This window comes from Clostridioides sp. ES-W-0018-02 (genome assembly GCF_020658175.1).
Lineage (GTDB): Bacteria > Bacillota > Clostridia > Peptostreptococcales > Peptostreptococcaceae > Clostridioides.
Map to the genome: position 1 here is coordinate 45,057 of NZ_JACVVY010000008.1, position 17,275 is coordinate 62,331.

General features: G+C 30.9%; 24 protein-coding genes. All 24 read right to left on the reverse strand.

From position 1 onward, the window contains the following. Positions 1–34 precede the first annotated feature (34 nt). The 24 genes from IC219_RS16020 to prfA all read right to left on the reverse strand — a co-directional run bounded on the left by IC219_RS16020 (position 35) and on the right by prfA (position 17,240). Complete coding sequence (locus IC219_RS16020; RefSeq protein WP_003421356.1) at positions 35–418, reverse strand: type II toxin-antitoxin system PemK/MazF family toxin; 384 nt, start codon at positions 416–418, stop codon at positions 35–37. Beyond that, positions 387–674, reverse strand: coding sequence for an antitoxin (locus IC219_RS16025; RefSeq protein WP_227436214.1), 288 nt, complete (start codon positions 672–674; stop codon positions 387–389). Before IC219_RS16025 ends, IC219_RS16020 begins: the two co-directional genes overlap by 32 nt. 32 nt (positions 675–706) lie before the next feature. Next, complete coding sequence (gene alr, locus IC219_RS16030; protein ID WP_227436215.1) at positions 707–1,864, reverse strand: alanine racemase; 1,158 nt, start codon at positions 1,862–1,864, stop codon at positions 707–709. A gap of 14 nt (positions 1,865–1,878) precedes the next feature. Continuing rightward, on the reverse strand, positions 1,879–2,469 hold the full coding sequence (gene gerS, locus IC219_RS16035) for a germination lipoprotein GerS (RefSeq protein ID WP_227829072.1): 591 nt from the start codon (positions 2,467–2,469) through the stop codon (positions 1,879–1,881). Positions 2,470–2,489: 20 nt separating this feature from the next. Beyond that, positions 2,490–2,951, reverse strand: coding sequence for a CBS domain-containing protein (locus IC219_RS16040; RefSeq protein WP_227436219.1), 462 nt, complete (start codon positions 2,949–2,951; stop codon positions 2,490–2,492). Positions 2,952–2,965: 14 nt separating this feature from the next. Then, positions 2,966–3,346 (reverse strand): holo-ACP synthase, encoded by a 381-nt coding sequence (acpS, locus tag IC219_RS16045; RefSeq protein ID WP_227436228.1) that lies wholly within the window; start codon positions 3,344–3,346, stop codon positions 2,966–2,968. A 472-nt stretch (positions 3,347–3,818) separates the two neighbouring features. Next, positions 3,819–4,079: an ATP synthase F1 subunit epsilon gene (gene atpC / locus IC219_RS16050; protein ID WP_227831521.1), complete on the reverse strand. Its 261-nt coding sequence runs from the start codon at positions 4,077–4,079 to the stop codon at positions 3,819–3,821. A 2-nt stretch (positions 4,080–4,081) separates the two neighbouring features. Beyond that, positions 4,082–5,476, reverse strand: a complete 1,395-nt coding sequence (gene atpD, locus IC219_RS16055) for a F0F1 ATP synthase subunit beta (RefSeq protein ID WP_227436232.1) — start codon at positions 5,474–5,476, stop codon at positions 4,082–4,084. A 12-nt stretch (positions 5,477–5,488) separates the two neighbouring features. Then, on the reverse strand, positions 5,489–6,367 hold the full coding sequence (atpG, locus tag IC219_RS16060; protein ID WP_227436233.1) for an ATP synthase F1 subunit gamma: 879 nt from the start codon (positions 6,365–6,367) through the stop codon (positions 5,489–5,491). 27 nt (positions 6,368–6,394) lie between these two features. After that, positions 6,395–7,897: a F0F1 ATP synthase subunit alpha gene (gene atpA / locus IC219_RS16065; RefSeq protein ID WP_227831522.1), complete on the reverse strand. Its 1,503-nt coding sequence runs from the start codon at positions 7,895–7,897 to the stop codon at positions 6,395–6,397. Positions 7,898–7,913: 16 nt separating this feature from the next. Continuing rightward, a complete protein-coding gene (locus tag IC219_RS16070) occupies positions 7,914–8,459 on the reverse strand; it encodes a F0F1 ATP synthase subunit delta (protein ID WP_227436235.1) in 546 nt (181 codons plus the stop codon). Then, a complete protein-coding gene (gene atpF, locus IC219_RS16075; protein WP_227436237.1) occupies positions 8,456–8,953 on the reverse strand; it encodes a F0F1 ATP synthase subunit B in 498 nt (165 codons plus the stop codon). The genes IC219_RS16070 and atpF overlap by 4 nt, the downstream gene beginning before the upstream one ends. A gap of 123 nt (positions 8,954–9,076) precedes the next feature. Further along, positions 9,077–9,337: an ATP synthase F0 subunit C gene (atpE, locus tag IC219_RS16080; protein WP_021386434.1), complete on the reverse strand. Its 261-nt coding sequence runs from the start codon at positions 9,335–9,337 to the stop codon at positions 9,077–9,079. A 63-nt stretch (positions 9,338–9,400) separates the two neighbouring features. Then, entirely contained in the window at positions 9,401–10,105 is a 705-nt protein-coding gene (locus IC219_RS16085; protein WP_227436239.1) for a F0F1 ATP synthase subunit A, read from the reverse strand. A 2-nt stretch (positions 10,106–10,107) separates the two neighbouring features. After that, positions 10,108–10,494 (reverse strand): ATP synthase subunit I, encoded by a 387-nt coding sequence (locus IC219_RS16090; RefSeq protein ID WP_227436241.1) that lies wholly within the window; start codon positions 10,492–10,494, stop codon positions 10,108–10,110. Positions 10,495–10,498: 4 nt separating this feature from the next. Beyond that, a complete protein-coding gene (locus IC219_RS16095) occupies positions 10,499–10,726 on the reverse strand; it encodes an AtpZ/AtpI family protein (protein WP_227436243.1) in 228 nt (75 codons plus the stop codon). A gap of 199 nt (positions 10,727–10,925) precedes the next feature. Next, entirely contained in the window at positions 10,926–11,363 is a 438-nt protein-coding gene (locus tag IC219_RS16100; RefSeq protein ID WP_227436245.1) for a deoxycytidylate deaminase, read from the reverse strand. Between the two features lie 227 nt (positions 11,364–11,590). Continuing rightward, a complete protein-coding gene (gene yqeB, locus IC219_RS16105; protein WP_227436246.1) occupies positions 11,591–12,406 on the reverse strand; it encodes a selenium-dependent molybdenum cofactor biosynthesis protein YqeB in 816 nt (271 codons plus the stop codon). 291 nt (positions 12,407–12,697) lie between these two features. Beyond that, complete coding sequence (upp, locus tag IC219_RS16110) at positions 12,698–13,327, reverse strand: uracil phosphoribosyltransferase (RefSeq protein ID WP_227436248.1); 630 nt, start codon at positions 13,325–13,327, stop codon at positions 12,698–12,700. 35 nt (positions 13,328–13,362) lie between these two features. Further along, the gene (gene rpiB / locus IC219_RS16115) at positions 13,363–13,815 is read right to left on the reverse strand and encodes a ribose 5-phosphate isomerase B (RefSeq protein ID WP_227436250.1); all 453 of its coding nucleotides are present in this window, start codon (positions 13,813–13,815) and stop codon (positions 13,363–13,365) included. Between the two features lie 16 nt (positions 13,816–13,831). Next, positions 13,832–14,281 carry a low molecular weight protein arginine phosphatase gene (locus IC219_RS16120; protein WP_227436252.1) on the reverse strand — a complete coding sequence of 150 codons (450 nt, stop codon included), beginning with the start codon at positions 14,279–14,281 and terminating at the stop codon, positions 13,832–13,834. 16 nt (positions 14,282–14,297) lie between these two features. Further along, positions 14,298–15,338, reverse strand: a complete 1,041-nt coding sequence (locus IC219_RS16125; protein ID WP_227436254.1) for an L-threonylcarbamoyladenylate synthase — start codon at positions 15,336–15,338, stop codon at positions 14,298–14,300. A 28-nt stretch (positions 15,339–15,366) separates the two neighbouring features. Continuing rightward, the gene (locus IC219_RS16130; RefSeq protein ID WP_227436256.1) at positions 15,367–16,047 is read right to left on the reverse strand and encodes a ZIP family metal transporter; all 681 of its coding nucleotides are present in this window, start codon (positions 16,045–16,047) and stop codon (positions 15,367–15,369) included. 128 nt (positions 16,048–16,175) lie between these two features. Beyond that, positions 16,176–17,240, reverse strand: coding sequence for a peptide chain release factor 1 (gene prfA / locus IC219_RS16135; RefSeq protein WP_227436258.1), 1,065 nt, complete (start codon positions 17,238–17,240; stop codon positions 16,176–16,178). Positions 17,241–17,275: the final 35 nt, after the last annotated feature.

The following is a 17,275-nucleotide window of genomic DNA, read 5'->3' on the forward strand; positions in this document are numbered from 1 at the left end:
AAAAGGGATTGTCTAACAAAAGACAAATCCCTCTTTAAAAAGTAAACAATCCTAAACTTATTTGAAGTCCATCATCTACTTTTATCATCATATTTTCATCTAGACAACCAATTTTTTCCCTCAGCCTCTTTTTATCAATAGTTCTGATTTGTTCTAAAAGAATCACTGAGTCTTTATTAAGCCCATATTCATTGGAACTTATCTCTACATGAGTAGGTAATTTGGCTTTATTAATCTGAGATGTTATAGCTGATACTATAACTGTAGGACTATATTTATTACCTACATCATTTTGTATTATCAGAACAGGCCTAACTCCTCCCTGTTCTGAACCAACAACTGGACTTAAATCAGCGTAATATAAATCACCACGCTTTATTTCACAATTAGTACTCACCTTGGGCAATCTTCCCTTCATTTTTATCATCAGAAGATACTTCGTCAACTGTCATACCTAGTTCAGCTAATGACAGATTAATTTGACCCATTTCTCTATAACCCGTTTTCATAGATTCTTTAATATGAATTCTCTTTTTCTGAGTTATATAGAACTGAAAAGCAGCTTTTGCAAAATCTTCTCTGTTACTGTTCTCCATCTGAACAATACTATCAACTTCAGAAATCAGAGAGTCTGGTAAAGTAACTTCTATTTTTTCTTTACTCTTATCGTACACAAAATCGCCTCCCAGATTATAATATCATGGTTTTATTTTAGCAAATAACTGTTTATTTGTACAAGCTCATTATTTTCCATATAAACACGGTCAACTCTTCTTGATATCATGCATAACACTTCATAGTTTATAGTTCCTAAGTCTTTGGCTATACGTTCAGCTGTAACTTCACCTTCTCCAAATAGTATAACCTCATCTCCAACTTTTATGTCTACATCTTTGTCAATTCTAACCATTATTTGATCCATACAAATTCTACCAACTACATCAAATACTTCTCCTTTAATAATAACTTTTGGATTCTTTTGAATTCTAGTAAATCCATCTGCATATCCTATTGGAATTGTAGCTATTGTTTCCATACTAGTAGTTGTATATTTTAGTCCATAACTTATTCCTATACCTGGTTCAACTTGTTTTATATGTCCGATTTTTGATTTTAATTTCATGGCTGGCTTTAGTTCTAGCCTTTCTTTAAATACATCATCAGATGGATAATGACCATATAATATTATTCCTGCTCTTACCATATTTAATCTTAAATCAGGGCAATCCATAATAGCTGCACTATTTGATACATGCTTTATAGCTATTTCTACACCAGCTTCATCTAACTTATCAGACATAAATTTATAATTATTAGCTTGTTTATAAGTGTACTCTTTACTTACTTCATCAGCTGTAGCAAAATGAGTAAACATACCTTCTAAATTTATATATTCTAATTTATTTAATTTTACTATATCCTGAACTGACTCTTCATTAGGTTGGAAACCTATTCTAGTCATTCCTGAGTCTATTTTAATGTGAACACAGGCTTTTTCTCCTAAAGATTTTGCAATTTCGTTTATCTTTTGTGCTGTTTCTAAAGAATAAACTGTCATAGTTATTTTATTTTTTATAGAATCTTCAAAAGCTTCATCTGGAGTATATCCTAAGTTCAAAATAGGAAGTGTTATACCATTTTGTCTAAGTTCAATTCCTTCAGCAGTTCTTGCTACTGCTAAATAATCTACTTTTTCCTTTTGTAATAATTTTGCAACTTCTACTGCACCATGTCCATATGCATCAGCTTTTATTACTCCACAAACCTTAATATCTTCTTCTAATAAATTTTTAATATTTTTTAAGTTAAATCTTAAGTTATCTAGATTTATCTCTGCCCATGTAGGCACTGTTATTTTTTGCATTTCTTTAGTCCCCCTTAGTTTCTGTATTCAAAATCTCTGTATTTTACTGTAAATCTTGGCACTCCTTCATTATCCAACACTTCCATCTTTTCAGGGTTCTTTGTGTCAGTATTTACATATAATACTTGCTTATTAAAATATTTATTATCCCCAGGAATAAAAGTCTCTAAAACCAAATTTCCTTTGGATAACTTTATTTTCATCTCTTCGTTTTGAAGATAATTTTTTATAAAGTCTCCTATAAAAAGATATTGATTATTTTTTCCTGTATTAGGCAATTCCACTATATCACTGATATTTGGATTTTTAACTAATATTTTATCACCTTGATACTCTATACTTTTTCCCTTTAAGTGTTTTGGGGAAATTACTTCTAATTTATAGTTATCAGTTTTTTTATAAGTATGAATTAAAACATAATTGTGTGGGCTCTTATTTCCAACTACTTCTACTTCAGCTTTACAACTGTAAGAATTCATATCAGAAATCTGCTTTTGAAAGTCTTTGTATACTTCTTCTTTTGTGGACTGTCGTTTTTGGCATCCTATTACAATTATAACCAGTGCCAAGAACATAATACATACTATAGTCCACTTTTTTCTCACATCACACCTCCTACTTCAGTTTATTCATTATATAAAGCTTTTATTATATCATATCTACAAATTATACCTTTAATTTTATTGTCATCATCTACTACAGGAACTCTGTTTATTGATTTTTTAATCATTATATTAGCCACATCATCGAACTTATCATCTTCATGAACTTTTATTATGTCTTTAGACATCAGTTCTCCGACTTTATACGCTGCTACTTGCTTTATGTCTTTTTCTACCTTTTTTAAATCATCTAAAAAAATCAGCCCTTGTAATAAATTTATATAGAGAGGTGCTTCTATATATTTTTCTTTTTTAAGAATGTCTGTTTCAGAAATTATTCCAACAACTTTATTTTCTGAATCTACAACTGGCAATCCTCCTATTTTCTCTGCAATTAGCATATTAGCTACATCTGCTATACTATCATCTTGTTTTGCTACTATTACATCTGTTGTCATTATTTCTTTTGCTGTTTTATCCATCATAGTGTAATCACTCCTTAGTCCTTAATTATAGTTATCGCATTTGCTATAGCATAATCTTTTGAATGTGATATTGAAACTTTTATTTCTAAAACATTATAATCTATGCACATTTTTGCCAGATTATTATAAGTTTTTACTATTGGTTTTCCCATTTCATTTCTGAGAACCTCTATATCTTTAAAGTTAAACATTCTGATTCCTGTACCCATAGATTTACTTATAGCTTCCTTAGCCGCAAAATTACCAGCTATACTTTCTGCCTTAAAATTTTTAGAATTAAAATATTCAATTTCTTTATCTGTAAACATTTTCTCTAAAAACCGATTATTTTTTTCTACAGCTTTTTTTATTCTGTCAATTTCAACTATGTCCACTCCAATATCAAATATATCCATTTTTCCTCCAGAAAATTTATAATAGCTCTTTTCATTTAATAATGAATTTATAAATTTACTATTGATAATACCTATTATTGTTTAGTTTATGTTACTTATACCAATTTAATAATCATTATAATAAAATTGTAACTTTTAAAATTATTTATAATAAATAACCTATGTAAATCTATTATATTATTTATTATACTACACAAGTAAGCAAATTTTTTAAATTTTATAAAAATTTTATATAGATTCCTTATATGAATATTTTTTCACTTCTATATAATCTATCTAAACTTTCTTTATCTTATTAATTACAACATAATTTTGCAGTAAATTCAAACATTTTGTGAATTTATTATCAGTACAATTTCTCCATACTTTAAACTCTATTTGTTGTTATTTTATTAACGCCAGAACATAAAAAAGTCACTTTGACCAAAAATAATTTTAGTAAAAATGACTTTTCATGTTTTATATTAAGTTATTAAATCCATTCAGCAGATTCTGTCAATATAACGGTTTTATTTTGCTCTACATTAACAAATCCTTCTGATATTTTTGCTTCTTTAAAATTTCCATCTTTTTTTATCTTCAAAGTCCCTACAGGTATGCCTGAAACAAATGGTATATGACCTTTCAATACCCCTTTGTCTCCCTTTGTAGTTCTAACTACTATCATTTCAACTTCTCCATCATAAAATGTATCATTTGGAGTTACAACTTTCAATGAAAATTCACTAGCCATGACTACATACTTCCCTTCGCTTTTTTAACAGCATCTTCTATTGTACCTACAAACAGGAATGCTGACTCTGGTAAGTCATCATGTTTACCTTCAAGTATCTCTTTGAATCCTCTTACAGTTTCTTTAACAGGAACATATTGACCTGGATTTCCTGTAAATTGCTCTGCAACTGTAAACGATTGAGATAAGAATCTTTGTATTTTTCTAGCACGTGCAACTATTAACTTATCTTCATCAGACAATTCATCCATACCAAGTATGGCAATTATATCTTGTAGTTCTTTATATCTTTGAAGTATTGATTGAACTCCTCTGGCTACTTCATAATGTTCTTTTCCTACTATACTAGGGTCAAGAATTCTTGATGTAGATTCAAGAGGGTCAACCGCTGGATATATACCAAGTGATGATATTTGTCTAGATAAAACTGTTTTTGCATCTAAGTGAGAGAATGTTGTAGCTGGTGCTGGGTCAGTTAAGTCATCTGCTGGTACATATACTGCTTGAACAGATGTTATTGAACCTTTCTTAGTTGACGTTATCCTCTCTTGAAGTGCACCCATTTCAGTAGCTAATGTTGGTTGGTAACCAACAGCTGATGGCATACGTCCTAGAAGTGCTGAAACTTCTGAACCAGCTTGTGTGAAACGGAATATATTATCAACGAAAAGTAAGACGTCTTGTCCTTGCTCATCTCTAAAATGTTCTGCCATTGTAAGTCCAGTTAAAGCGACTCTCATTCTTGCTCCAGGTGGCTCATTCATCTGACCAAATACTAGAGCTGTCTTATTTATAACTCCAGACTCACTCATTTCTCCATAAAGGTCATTACCTTCTCTTGTTCTTTCTCCTACTCCTGAGAATACAGAAATACCACCATGTTGCTTAGCAATGTTGTTTATAAGTTCTTGTATTAAAACTGTTTTTCCTACTCCTGCTCCTCCAAATAGACCTATTTTTCCACCTTTCAGATATGGTGCTAGCAAATCAACTACCTTAATACCTGTTTCTAGTATTTCAGCTGTAGTTTCTAGTTCGTCATATGCTGGTGCTGGTCTATGTATAGGTAACTTAGGCGCAGACTTTGGAGCTGGTTTTCCATCAACTGGTTTTCCAAGAACATTGAATATTCTACCTAAAGTTTCATCTCCAACAGGAACACTTATTGGTCCTCCTGTATCTACAACTTCCATACCTCTTACAAGTCCATCTGTTGCACTCATAGAGATACATCTTACTGTATCATCACCTATATGTTGAGCAACTTCTGCAACTATTTCTTTATCTCCTAACTTTATTACTAACGCATTTAATAAGTTAGGTAGGCTTTGTTCATTATCAAACTTAACATCTAGTACAGCTCCTACAATCTGTACTATTTCACCTACATTTGCCATTTCCTAACCTCCCTATTTTAGAGCTTCAACTCCACCAACTATCTCTGTTATTTCTTGAGTTACAGCTGACTGTCTTGCTCTGTTATAACTTAACTCTAAATTAGATAGCATTTCATTCGCATTATCTGTGGCTGATTCCATCGCAGTTCTTCTAGCTCCTTGCTCTGATGCAAAAGATTCTAAAATCCCACCATATATTGTACCTGATACAAACTGAGGCACAATATAACTTAAGACTGCTTCTGCTGATGGTATATATTGTACTTTCGATTTATTTTGTTTTTCTTCTTTTATTACAATTCCATGGTCATCTGTATCTTTTTCAAACACCAATGGAAGCAATTTTAAAACTTCAACTTCTTGTAATAACGCTGATTTAAACTTTGTATAAGCTATATAAACTTCATCTACTTCACCTTTTTTATACAGGTCAATAACAGTTTGTGAAATTTCTATCGCTTCTTCATATCCACAAGCTTCAACACTATTTATATCTTTTGCTATATTGTAATTTCTCTTAGAAAAAAACTCGTGTGCCTTCTTTCCTACTGTGATAACTGTTTCTTTTTTTCCTTCCATGTGAGATACAGATTCCTTTAATACATTGGAATTGTATCCACCTGCAAGACCTCTATCTCCAGCTACCACTATATAGCATTTATTTTTTACTTCTCTTACTTTTAAAAATTCATTTCTAACTCCACGTGTTGTTTGGGCAATATCTTTTACTGTATCGTACAAAGTATTAAAGTATTCTCTTGAATCTTCAGCTTTTTCTTTTGCTTTTCTAAGCTTAGAAGATGCAACAAGTTCCATTGCTTTAGTTATTTGTTTTGTACTTTCAACACTCCCCATACGTGTTTTAATCGCTTTAATTCCAGCTCCTGCCAATTAATTTACCTCCTTTTTTAAAAAGGATTATACTTCAACAACAAACTTTTCTTTAAATTCATTTATTGCATCTGTTAAATCATGAGTGAAGTCTTCTCCATCTAATATTTTTCTTGATATTTCTGGATAATTATTATCTACAAATGCATACAATTCTGATTCAAATCTAGCTATATTATCTATTGGAATATCTTCCAAGTGATTATTTATAACAGCGTATATTATTATAACTTGATTTTCAACTTTTATTGGTTGATGCTCACCTTGTTTTAATATCTCAACGATTCTTTCACCTTGAGCAAGTCTCTTTTTAGTATCTTCATCTAAGTCAGAACCAAATTGTGAGAATGCTGCAAGCTCTCTATATTGTGAATATGCAAGTTTCAATGTACCTGCAACTTTTTTCATTGCCTTAATTTGCGCAGAACCACCAACCCTCGATACTGATATACCAGGGTCAACTGCTGGTCTTACACCTGAATAGAATAATTCTGGTTGTAAGTATATTTGACCGTCTGTTATAGATATAACATTTGTTGGTATATACGCAGAAACGTCTCCAGCTTGAGTTTCTATTATAGGTAAGGCAGTCATTGAGCCTCCTCCTAATTCATCAGATAACTTAGCTGCTCTTTCAAGTAATCTTGAATGTAAGTAGAATACATCTCCAGGATATGCCTCACGTCCTGGTGGTCTTCTAAGTAATAATGACATTTCTCTATATGCAACGGCTTGTTTACTTAAATCATCATATACTATAAGCACATGTTTTCCATTGTACATAAATTCTTCACCCATAGCTGCTCCAGCGTATGGTGCTATATATTGAAGTGGTGCTGATTCAGATGCTGTTGCTGAAACTACTATTGTATAGTCTAAAGCTCCACCTTTTTCTAATGAGCTAACTAATTGAGCTATAGTAGAACGTTTTTGCCCAATTGCTACATATATACAGATAACATCTTTTCCTTTTTGATTTAATATAGTGTCTACAACTATAGATGTTTTACCAGTTTGTCTGTCACCTATTATTAACTCTCTCTGACCTCTACCAATTGGTATCATTGAATCTATTGATTTTATACCTGTTTGTAATGGCTCATAAACAGATCTTCTATCTATTATACCAGGTGCTTCAGATTCAACTGGTCTAGTTTTTGTACAAGCTATAGGTCCTTTTCCATCTATTGGCTGACCTAGAGAATTTACAACTCTACCTATTAAGGCTTCTCCAACTGGAACTTCAACTATTCTTCCAGTTCTCTTAACTATATCGCCTTCTTTTATTCCACTGTCATCTCCAAGTATAACAGCTCCAACTACTTCTTCTTCTAAGTTAAGTGCCATACCATATACTTCACCTGGGAACTCTAGTAACTCACCAGACATAGCTTTTTCTAATCCATATACACTAGCTATACCATCCCCAACGGTTAAAACACTACCTGTATCTGTCAATTCAACTTTATTCTCATAATTCTTTATTTGCTGTTTAATTATAGAACTTATTTCTTCAGGTTTTAAGTTCATGGGTTCACCGCCATTCTTAAGATATTACTTCAGATAGCTTTTCTTTCATCTTATCTAGACGAGTTTTTACAGTGCCATCTATCTGCTCATTTCCAAGTCTAACTAGAACTCCCCCTAGTATAGTCTTGTCAACTACATTTTCTATAGTAACATTTTTGTTGTATTTGTTTGAAAGTTTAACTTCAAGTTCTTTAATATCTGTTTCACTCATTGGAATCGCACTTATTGCGACACCATCAATTATATTATTTTTCTTATTTAATAAGTCTTTATAAGCTAACTCTATGTCTTCCAAAAACGCTATTCTATCTTTATCTACCAAAACTTTTAAGAAATTTTTTATGTTAGAACTTACTTCCTTATCAAAAATGATTTCTACCAAGTTTTTCTTTTCTGATTTTGAAACTAATGGTGATTTTAAAACTTTGTAGAAATCTTTGCTAACTTTAGTCATCATATCTACTACTTTTTCTAATTCTTTAAATAATATATCAGTTGAATTTTCTTCTTCTCCTAATTGAAACAGGGCTTCGGCATATCTATTTGCTACTACATTTATCATTTAGCCTCCCCTACCTCTTTTATAAAGTTTTCTATCAATTCTTCATGTTTAGATTTATCTAAATCTTTTTCAATAACTTTAGATGCTGCAAGTAGTGCTATATTTGATATATCACTCTTAATTTCATTCATAACCTTTTGTTTTTCTTGTTCTATATCTTTGCTTGCTTTATCTTTTATATTAAGAGCATCTTGTTTTGCAGTACTTATTATGTCATCTGATTTTTTCTCTGCTCTTATAGTTGCTTGTTTTATGATTTCTTGACCTTCGTCTTTAGCAAAATTGATTTTTGACTCATATTCTTTTTTTAGTGCCAATCCTTCGTTTTTTGCTTTTTCGCCTTCTGCTAAGTCATTTTTAATATCATTTTCTCTTGATTGGATTATATTTAAAACTGGCTTAAATAAAAGCTTTCTTAGAAGTAAAAATATTATAAAAGTATTAACAATTTGGAATACAAATTCCCATGTTATACCTACTAGTGCTTTCTCCATAATTATCCTCCTTTCCATAAATCATAACTACTTATAATCACGAGATGATAAAATTCATCTCGTGATTATAAGTTTGAGATGATTTATCTATAAAACCTATCTCAAAATATTTAAGGACTAAATCTACATTCCTAAGTATTTGAAGAATGGATTTACGAATAGAAGTATTATTGATACAACCAAGCCATATATTGCTGAAGACTCTGCTATAGCAACACCTAGTAATAAAGTTGAAGTTATATCACCTTTAGCTTCTGGTTGATTTCCTACTGCTTCTGCTGCCTTACCTGCTGCTACACCTTGACCAATTCCTGCACCTATACCTGTTGCAACTGCTATTCCTGCTCCTATTGCTGATGCTGCCGCTACTATTGCTGTTTCCATAATTATTTCCTCCTTAAAATTTAAAAATTTAAATTGTTTTTTATCTTAATATAAGTTGATTTCTTAATCTAATTCCCCTGCACTTGATATAAACACCATTGTTAACATTATAAATATATATGCTTGTAACAATCCTGCAAATAAATCGAAGTACAAGTGTAATGGTACTGGTATTAGTATCTGTCCAATTGGTATTGATAATCCTGGTATTAGACTAGATATAAAACCTAAAAGTTGATAAAATAGACCCATTATAATTGTTCCACCTAAGATATTTCCAAATGGACGGAAACTTAATGATATTGGTCTAGCTAACTCACCTATAATGTTAATTGGTAACATTATGGCAAGTGGTTGAGCCAATTCTTTAAAGTATGATACTCCTTTAAATTTAACTCCTGCAAAATAAATCATAAAAAATGTAATCATTGCCCATGCAGCAGTTGTATCTAGGTCGGTTGTTGGTGATCTTAATCCAAGTAATGGGCTTAAATTTGAGCATGCGAAAAATAAAAACAAACTTCCTATGTATGGTATCATATATGGCATTCTTTTTACTGTGTTTTTACCCATAACATTTGTAACCATTTTAGCAAGACCACCTATTGCAAATTCCAAAAATATTTGAACTTTACTGGTTGGAACTTTTTTCAAATTTCTAGTTAAAAAATAAGATGCTATCGCTAAAAAGGCCATTATTCCCCAACTCACTAGTATTGTTTCACTAATTTTAAAGTTTCCTATGAGATAATAATGCGCTTGACTCATACTTACGCCTCCTTCCTCTTTAATTTATTTATAAAGTTTTTTGATAATATGACAAACTTTGTACTCAATAATCCTAGTGCTGTTCCGATTATATTTAAATGTGGAACCTTAGCTGAAGCAAATAGAACAACTGCCATTATAAATAGCCTAATGGTATATTGTGCTGATGCATAAGCTTGTGCTTTTCCAGCTGGCAATGACACTGTTTTTTCTAGTGAGATTGCTAATAATCTAAAATTTAACATAGCTATTATAGAGCCAAATATAAGTCCTAAAAATACTGGCTTACTTAATGTTGATGTTATCAACATTAGCACAATTAAAATTACATCAAATATTACTATACCCTTTGTTACTGACCTTACTTGGTTAAGTAATTTTATATCCAATATATCACTTCCTTCGTGTATATACTATCAGAGTTTTATAAACACCACTAAAAGCACCTCCAACCCCTAACAGTAAAAATATTATTGTTAGAACTGGACTTGTATTTAATTTACTATCTAAAAATTTTCCTAAGAAAGTACATCCTAATATTGATATTACAATCATCAATCCTATCTGACTTATTAAACTAAACAGCTTTGCAATTTCCATATGTGTATTTTTTTTACTCATAAATAGTATCCCTCATTATTACAAAATAAATAACATGTAATTAATCTATATCATAAATTTATTTAATTATAAAATATATCTTACTACTAATCTGATTATTTTTCAAACACTTTCTTTTAATCATTTCATGAGCATGTATTTCAGTGTCAAATTTTATCGTTTATTGTCATTCTAAAATTATTCACTAAAAATTTATCTACTAGAATTTTATAAGTTCTATTCCTGCTTCTTCTAACAATTCTGTAGACATATCATCTGGATAATCGCCTTCATAAACAATTTTCAATATCCCTGCATTTATGCACATTTTTGCACACAAAACACAAGGTCTTGTAGTAACATATAAAGTTGCTCCAGCTACACTAATACCATTATGGGCAGCCTGTATTATAGCATTTTGCTCAGCATGCAATGCCCTACACAGTTCATGTCTTTCTCCTGAAGGAATATTTAGTTCCTGTCTTTTGCACCCAATATTTTCACAATGTTCAAGATTTCTTGGGGAACCATTATATCCAGTTGTTAGAATTTGTTTATCTCTTACAATAACAGCTCCTACCTGTCTCCTAATACAAGTTGAACGCTTTTTTACCACTTCTGCAATTTCCATAAAGTATTCATCCCATGATGGTCTCATAATTTACTTTTCTCCTCTTTGTTTATGTACTGGTCTCATATATATTTATTAGATTTCTTCCTAAATAAATACTTATTTTTATATTATATACACATGTCAATTGAATGTCCAATAAAAAAAGAGCATTTTTACCATTTAAATTTTAAATACCCTTTATATGCTCTCCTTAATCTATTAAATTTATTATATCACCTTAATGAAATATTAATAGTCTTATTTATCATAAATTAATTTATTGGATAGATTCCATTTTTTAATATGGCTTCTAAAACCCCTCCAGCTATACATCTAGCTTTATCTGATATGGTAAAAGCATTCTTAACTTCCTCTTTTCTAGGGTCTATGTCTAATATTTTTAAATTTTTATTTACTTTTGCTCCCTCTTTTAGTAATCCTCTAAGAACTCCAGATATTGTTGCTCTAACTTCATATTTTTGTCCATAATCATTAATATAACAAAGTAAATCACCCTTTTCAACTATATCGCCTATCTTACATACATTTTCCATTATTCCGCTATGTTCTGAGTGTATTACTCTTTCTTTAGAAATCCCTTTTATTGCACCTGGTATTCCTGTATTTTTTTCAGCTCTACCACTGGTTATTATTCTTCCTAGATTATGACCTCTCATTGTCTCTATGACCACATCAACATCTTCTCCTGCACAAAATCCAGGTCCTAAAGCTATTGTAAGTGGAGCCATATCCTTAGTTGTACCCAAATTTTTTTTGGCTAATATTCCATCAATCAAAACAACTGGATTTATCTCAGATAGTTTTTCTCCTTTTGGGTCTACAATAAGTGCTACTTTATCTTGAGATAACGTTTTTTCGATTTCGTCTTTGTTTTTACAAAGTTTACACTTTATACCTTCAATAGTAACTTCCTTTTCATATACAGCCTCACAAAAAGAGACCTGTCTTCTTATTGCTAAAGGCTCTTCTATTTCTAATGCAACCACTTTAAAACCACTATTGTGTAACTTATGTATAACTGCTGTTGCTAAATCTCCAGCTCCTCTTACTACTATACATTTTTTCATGTATTATCACTCCCAATAATATCATTAATATTTTAATTTAAACTCAATTAATATATATCAATTTAATCGTAAGCAACTAACATGCCATATTTAAAATTGCTCATAATTTGTAAACTCAAGTAAAATAGCCATTCTTTATTAATTGGTAAAAGCTTTTTATTCTCAATTCGAGAAATTTATCAATTCAAGAATTCTTATTATGAGAAAATACATATAAAAAGGAACCTCCTTATATTAAATAATTTTTACTATATAAGAAAGTTCCCAATAAATATTTATAGTTATTAATTTTTATTTAGTTCCAAATAATCTGTCTCCTGCATCACCAAGACCAGGAATTATATATCCATGTTCATTTAATTTCTCATCAATTGATGCAACATATATATCAACATCATCATGATATTTTTGTACTTCTTGTATTCCTTCAGGTGCAGCTACTAAATTAGCTAATTTTATACTTTTAGCTCCTTTAGATTTAAGTAAATCTATTGCTGCAACAGCAGAACCTCCTGTAGCAAGCATAGGGTCAACTACTATTATATCTCTTTCTCCTATGTCTTGAGGAAGTTTACAATAATATTCAACTGGTTTTAATGTTTCTGGGTCTCTATATAATCCTACATGACCAACTTTTGCTGCAGGCATTAAACTTACTAAACCATCTACCATTCCAAGCCCTGCTCTTAAAATTGGAATTATAGCTAGTTTTTTACCTGCAACAACTTTAGATGATGTTTTTTGAATAGGAGTCTCTATTTCTACATCTTTTAATGGTATATCTTTTGTTATTTCGTATCCCATTAGCATTGCAATTTCAGTTAAAAGTTCTCTGAAATCTTTAGAACCAGTATTTTTATCTCTCATTAAAGTTAGTTTATGTTGTATTAATGGATGGTTTGTCTCTACCACTTTGCTCATTTTGATAATTCCTCCTGATAAAACTGTAATTTTTATTATTTATTGTGTTTTTCTTCTATTGATTTAATCATATTTACTCTTCTAGCATGTCTATCACCTTCAAAATCTGTACTAATCCAAGCCTCAACTATTTCAAGTGCTAAACCTTTACCTAAAACTCTTTCACCTAATGACAACATATTTGCATCATTGTGTGCTTTTGACATTTTTGCAGAAAATACATCTGATACAACTGCACATCTTATTCCAGGAACTTTATTGGCAGCTAAAGATATTCCTATCCCTGTACCACAGCATAATATTCCATAATCTACATCTTTATCTATAACTGCATTTGCAACTATTTCTCCATACGCAGGATAATCAACAGAATCTGTAGCATTCTTAGTTCCATAATCTACACATTCAATCCCTTTTCCTTCTAAATAGTTTATTATTTCTTTTTTTAAATTATATCCTCCATGGTCACAGCCTAATCCTATTTTCATTTCTTTATCCTCCGTTTTATATATTTTTTACTATTTGGTTGACAGAATATATTATTTCTTTCATAGTATCTCTATAAGTATCCAAGCTTCCACCAAATGGGTCAGATATATCTGACTCATCCTGATTTGCGAACCCTTTAAAAGTATACACTTTTTCTTTGCATTTTGGAACTGCTTGGACTAAAATTTCTTTATGAGATTTAGTCATTGTTAGTATGATATCTGATTTATCTAATAAATCCTTAGTAATTACTCTACTTTTATGATTTGATAAATCTATTCCAAGCTCTTTTAAAGCTTCTATAGAATTATTAGAAGCATCCATACCATTTGCTGTAGATATACCCGCTGAGGATATGCAATATTCTTCAATATTTTTTCCAGACTCCTCAATAGCTTTCTTTAATATAACTTCAGCCATAGGACTTCTACAAGTATTTCCTGTACATACAATAAGTATATTCATATTTCACAACTCCTTTTTAAGCTTTTATTACTTTATATCCTGCTGACTTAAGTAATCTATTCATAATTGCTTGTCCGACACCGCTCTTAGGAAATTCCTCAGAATATATAACATCCATACCTTTTTTATCCATTTCTATGAGAGCATCAAACAAATTACTTGCTACTTCCTCAAGAGTACTCCCCAAATCTATTACTTCTCCATTATAAAACTCTTTATTTCTACTAATGCACATTACACCTGTTTTTAGACCTTTTTCTTTATTAGATTTTATCATATCATTAATCTTTGTTGCTACATTCTCCCTTTTGCCAGATATAATATATACGTCTGCATTTGGTGAATAATGTTTATATTTCATTCCTGGAGCCTTGGCTTTTTGATTATCTTCTTTTTTACTTAATGATGGATCAAGCCTTACTTCACCAAGAATTTCTTCTAAGACTTCTTTAGTTATACTTCCAGGTCTTAATATCATAGGAATCTCTTCTGTAAGGTCTAATACAGTTGATTCTAGTCCAAAGTTACTATCTCCTCCTAAAACTATTCCATCAACTCTTCCATTCATTTCTTCATATACATGTTTCGCTTTTGTTGGGGATGGTCTCCCTGATATATTTGCAGAAGGAGCTGCAATAGGTATGCCTGCTTCTTTTATTATTGCCCTGGCAATAATATGAGAAGGCATTCTTATTGCAACTGTATCAAGTCCTCCACTAGTTCTATATGGAATTATATCTTTTTTATTTAGTATTATGGTTATAGGCCCTGGCCAAAGTTTTTCCATAACAAGTTTAGCTTTATCACTTATATCTTTAGCTAAATCATAAACTTCTTCTTTTTCATAAATATGGACTATAAGTGGATTATCACTAGGTCTACCTTTAGCTTCATAAATCTTCTTTACTGCATTTTCATCTAATGCATTTGCACCTAATCCATATACTGTCTCAGTTGGAAAAATAACCGTCTTACCTTCTCTAAGAAGTTTTGCTTGTATTTTTATTTCCTCATAATCAATATTATTTATATCAATATTACTTATAATAGTCTTCATCTTTCGTATGCCTGCTTTCATTTTAATTTTAGATATAGTTTACAATTATTGTACCTAACAAAAAACCAACTATACAATACACACTTTTTGAATGCGGAAAAATTTCTTCCAATACAACATACATCATTGTACCTCCTGCTGTAGCAAGAAATACACCTATAAGAGAAGTAAACACTCCTCCAAAATAAACACCTAAAAAACTTCCTAGACCCATAGGCAATCCAGCTATTATTGTAAATAAAATAACTTTACTCATCCTCATTTTATTACATATCAGACCCAATGCCATAGCTAATCCTTCTGGTATGTTATGTAGACCTATTACTATAGCAAGAGTGATACCTAAGCTTTCTGTTGACATAAAAGAAGAACCAATAGCCAATCCTTCTGGTAAATTATGTAGTAATATACTTATGAATATAAGATATCCAGATGCCATACTTCCAGATACATCCAATCTTGTTTTTATGTACATAGTTATGAGAGCTCCAACAAATGTAAATATAACTGTATTGATTACTCCCATTTTATCCATGGATTCTTTCATCAAATCAAATACTACTACAGCCAACATTATTCCGCCAGACAATCCCATAAAGAAATTTAGGTATTTATCAACTTCTCTTTTAAAGATAGCTGATATAACTCCTCCTAATCCTGTCCCTATAACACCTGCCAAAAGTCCAATTATTGTTACTTTTAGTATCATATAACCCTCCTGTACTTGTATATAACAATTATATACAGTAGAATATGATAACATGACCTAAAATGCAAAATAGCTGTTTCAAAATAGAAAATAATTTCTAGAAAGAAACAGCTCTTTTAAAACATTCCTTATATTGCAGTCATTTTTTCTGTTTGGTCAACAGTAATTAAAGCGTCTATCATTTCATCTATATCCCCATCTAAGAATGCATCTAGCTTATATAAAGTTAAATTTATTCTATGGTCACTTATTCTACCTTGAGGGAAATTATATGTTCTTATTCTTTCTGATCTGTCACCAGTTCCGACTTGGCTTTTTCTTTCTGCTGCTATATCTTTGTGTTGTTCTGCCAATGCTTTATCGTAAAGTCTCGCTTTTAATATTTTTAAAGCTTGCTCTTTATTTTTTAATTGTGATTTTCCATCTTGACAAGATACTACTTCACCTGTAGGTATGTGTGTTACCCTAACAGCAGAGTCAGTAGTATTGACACTTTGCCCTCCATTACCTGAAGAACGGAAAACGTCTATTCTTAAATCATTTGGATTTATGTCAACTTCTACATCTTCAACCTCTGGTAATACTGCAACAGTAGAAGTTGATGTGTGTATTCTTCCACCAGATTCAGTTGATGGTATCCTTTGAACTCTATGAACTCCAGATTCATACTTTAATCTTGAGTAAGCTCCTTTACCTTTTATCATAAAAGATACTTCTTTATATCCACCCACTCCAGTATCACTAGCACTTAATAATTCTATTTTCCATCTTCTTCTCTCAGCATATCTCGAATACATTCTAAATAAATCACCTGCAAATAGAGCTGCTTCATCTCCTCCAGCTCCACCTCTAATTTCAACTATAACGTTCTTGTCATCATTAGGGTCTTTAGGTAATAGTAGTATTTTTATTTCTTCTTCTATTGGAGCTACTTTTTCTTCCATTTCAGATAGTTCCATTTTAGCTAATTCTCTTAACTCTTCATCTGACTCTTCTTGTAAAATTTCTTTTGATTCCTTTATGCTATCTAAAACGCTTTTGTACTCTCTGTATTTCATAACAATAGGCTCTAAGTCAGCATGTTCTTTTATATACTTTTGCCAAACTTTTTGATCATTTATTACATCAGGATCACCTATTTTTTCACTTAAGTCTTTATATGTATCTTCCAATACCTCTAATTTTTTTAACATACTTTCACCTCGATTAAATGTAACATATCAATTGT

Excerpts from the sequence above, each read along its gene's own strand:
- upp (WP_227436248.1), bottom strand. The coding sequence starts at position 13,327 with ATGAGCAAAGTGGTAGAGACAAACCATCCATTAATACAACATAAACTA.
- IC219_RS16095 (WP_227436243.1), bottom strand. The coding sequence starts at position 10,726 with ATGAGTAAAAAAAATACACATATGGAAATTGCAAAGCTGTTTAGTTTA.
- atpF (WP_227436237.1), bottom strand. The coding sequence starts at position 8,953 with ATGGAGAAAGCACTAGTAGGTATAACATGGGAATTTGTATTCCAAATT.
- atpC (WP_227831521.1), bottom strand. The coding sequence starts at position 4,079 with ATGGCTAGTGAATTTTCATTGAAAGTTGTAACTCCAAATGATACATTT.
- rpiB (WP_227436250.1), bottom strand. The coding sequence starts at position 13,815 with ATGAAAATAGGATTAGGCTGTGACCATGGAGGATATAATTTAAAAAAA.
- IC219_RS16020 (WP_003421356.1), bottom strand. The coding sequence starts at position 418 with ATGAAGGGAAGATTGCCCAAGGTGAGTACTAATTGTGAAATAAAGCGT.
- IC219_RS16100 (WP_227436245.1), bottom strand. The coding sequence starts at position 11,363 with ATGAGACCATCATGGGATGAATACTTTATGGAAATTGCAGAAGTGGTA.
- IC219_RS16125 (WP_227436254.1), bottom strand. The coding sequence starts at position 15,338 with ATGAAGACTATTATAAGTAATATTGATATAAATAATATTGATTATGAG.
- IC219_RS16070 (WP_227436235.1), bottom strand. The coding sequence starts at position 8,459 with ATGATAAATGTAGTAGCAAATAGATATGCCGAAGCCCTGTTTCAATTA.
- IC219_RS16040 (WP_227436219.1), bottom strand. The coding sequence starts at position 2,951 with ATGATGGATAAAACAGCAAAAGAAATAATGACAACAGATGTAATAGTA.
- yqeB (WP_227436246.1), bottom strand. The coding sequence starts at position 12,406 with ATGAAAAAATGTATAGTAGTAAGAGGAGCTGGAGATTTAGCAACAGCA.
- atpD (WP_227436232.1), bottom strand. The coding sequence starts at position 5,476 with ATGGCAAATGTAGGTGAAATAGTACAGATTGTAGGAGCTGTACTAGAT.
- atpA (WP_227831522.1), bottom strand. The coding sequence starts at position 7,897 with ATGAACTTAAAACCTGAAGAAATAAGTTCTATAATTAAACAGCAAATA.
- atpE (WP_021386434.1), bottom strand. The coding sequence starts at position 9,337 with ATGGAAACAGCAATAGTAGCGGCAGCATCAGCAATAGGAGCAGGAATA.
- IC219_RS16085 (WP_227436239.1), bottom strand. The coding sequence starts at position 10,105 with ATGAGTCAAGCGCATTATTATCTCATAGGAAACTTTAAAATTAGTGAA.
- prfA (WP_227436258.1), bottom strand. The coding sequence starts at position 17,240 with ATGTTAAAAAAATTAGAGGTATTGGAAGATACATATAAAGACTTAAGT.
- alr (WP_227436215.1), bottom strand. The coding sequence starts at position 1,864 with ATGCAAAAAATAACAGTGCCTACATGGGCAGAGATAAATCTAGATAAC.
- IC219_RS16130 (WP_227436256.1), bottom strand. The coding sequence starts at position 16,047 with ATGATACTAAAAGTAACAATAATTGGACTTTTGGCAGGTGTTATAGGG.
- IC219_RS16120 (WP_227436252.1), bottom strand. The coding sequence starts at position 14,281 with ATGAATATACTTATTGTATGTACAGGAAATACTTGTAGAAGTCCTATG.
- acpS (WP_227436228.1), bottom strand. The coding sequence starts at position 3,346 with ATGGATATATTTGATATTGGAGTGGACATAGTTGAAATTGACAGAATA.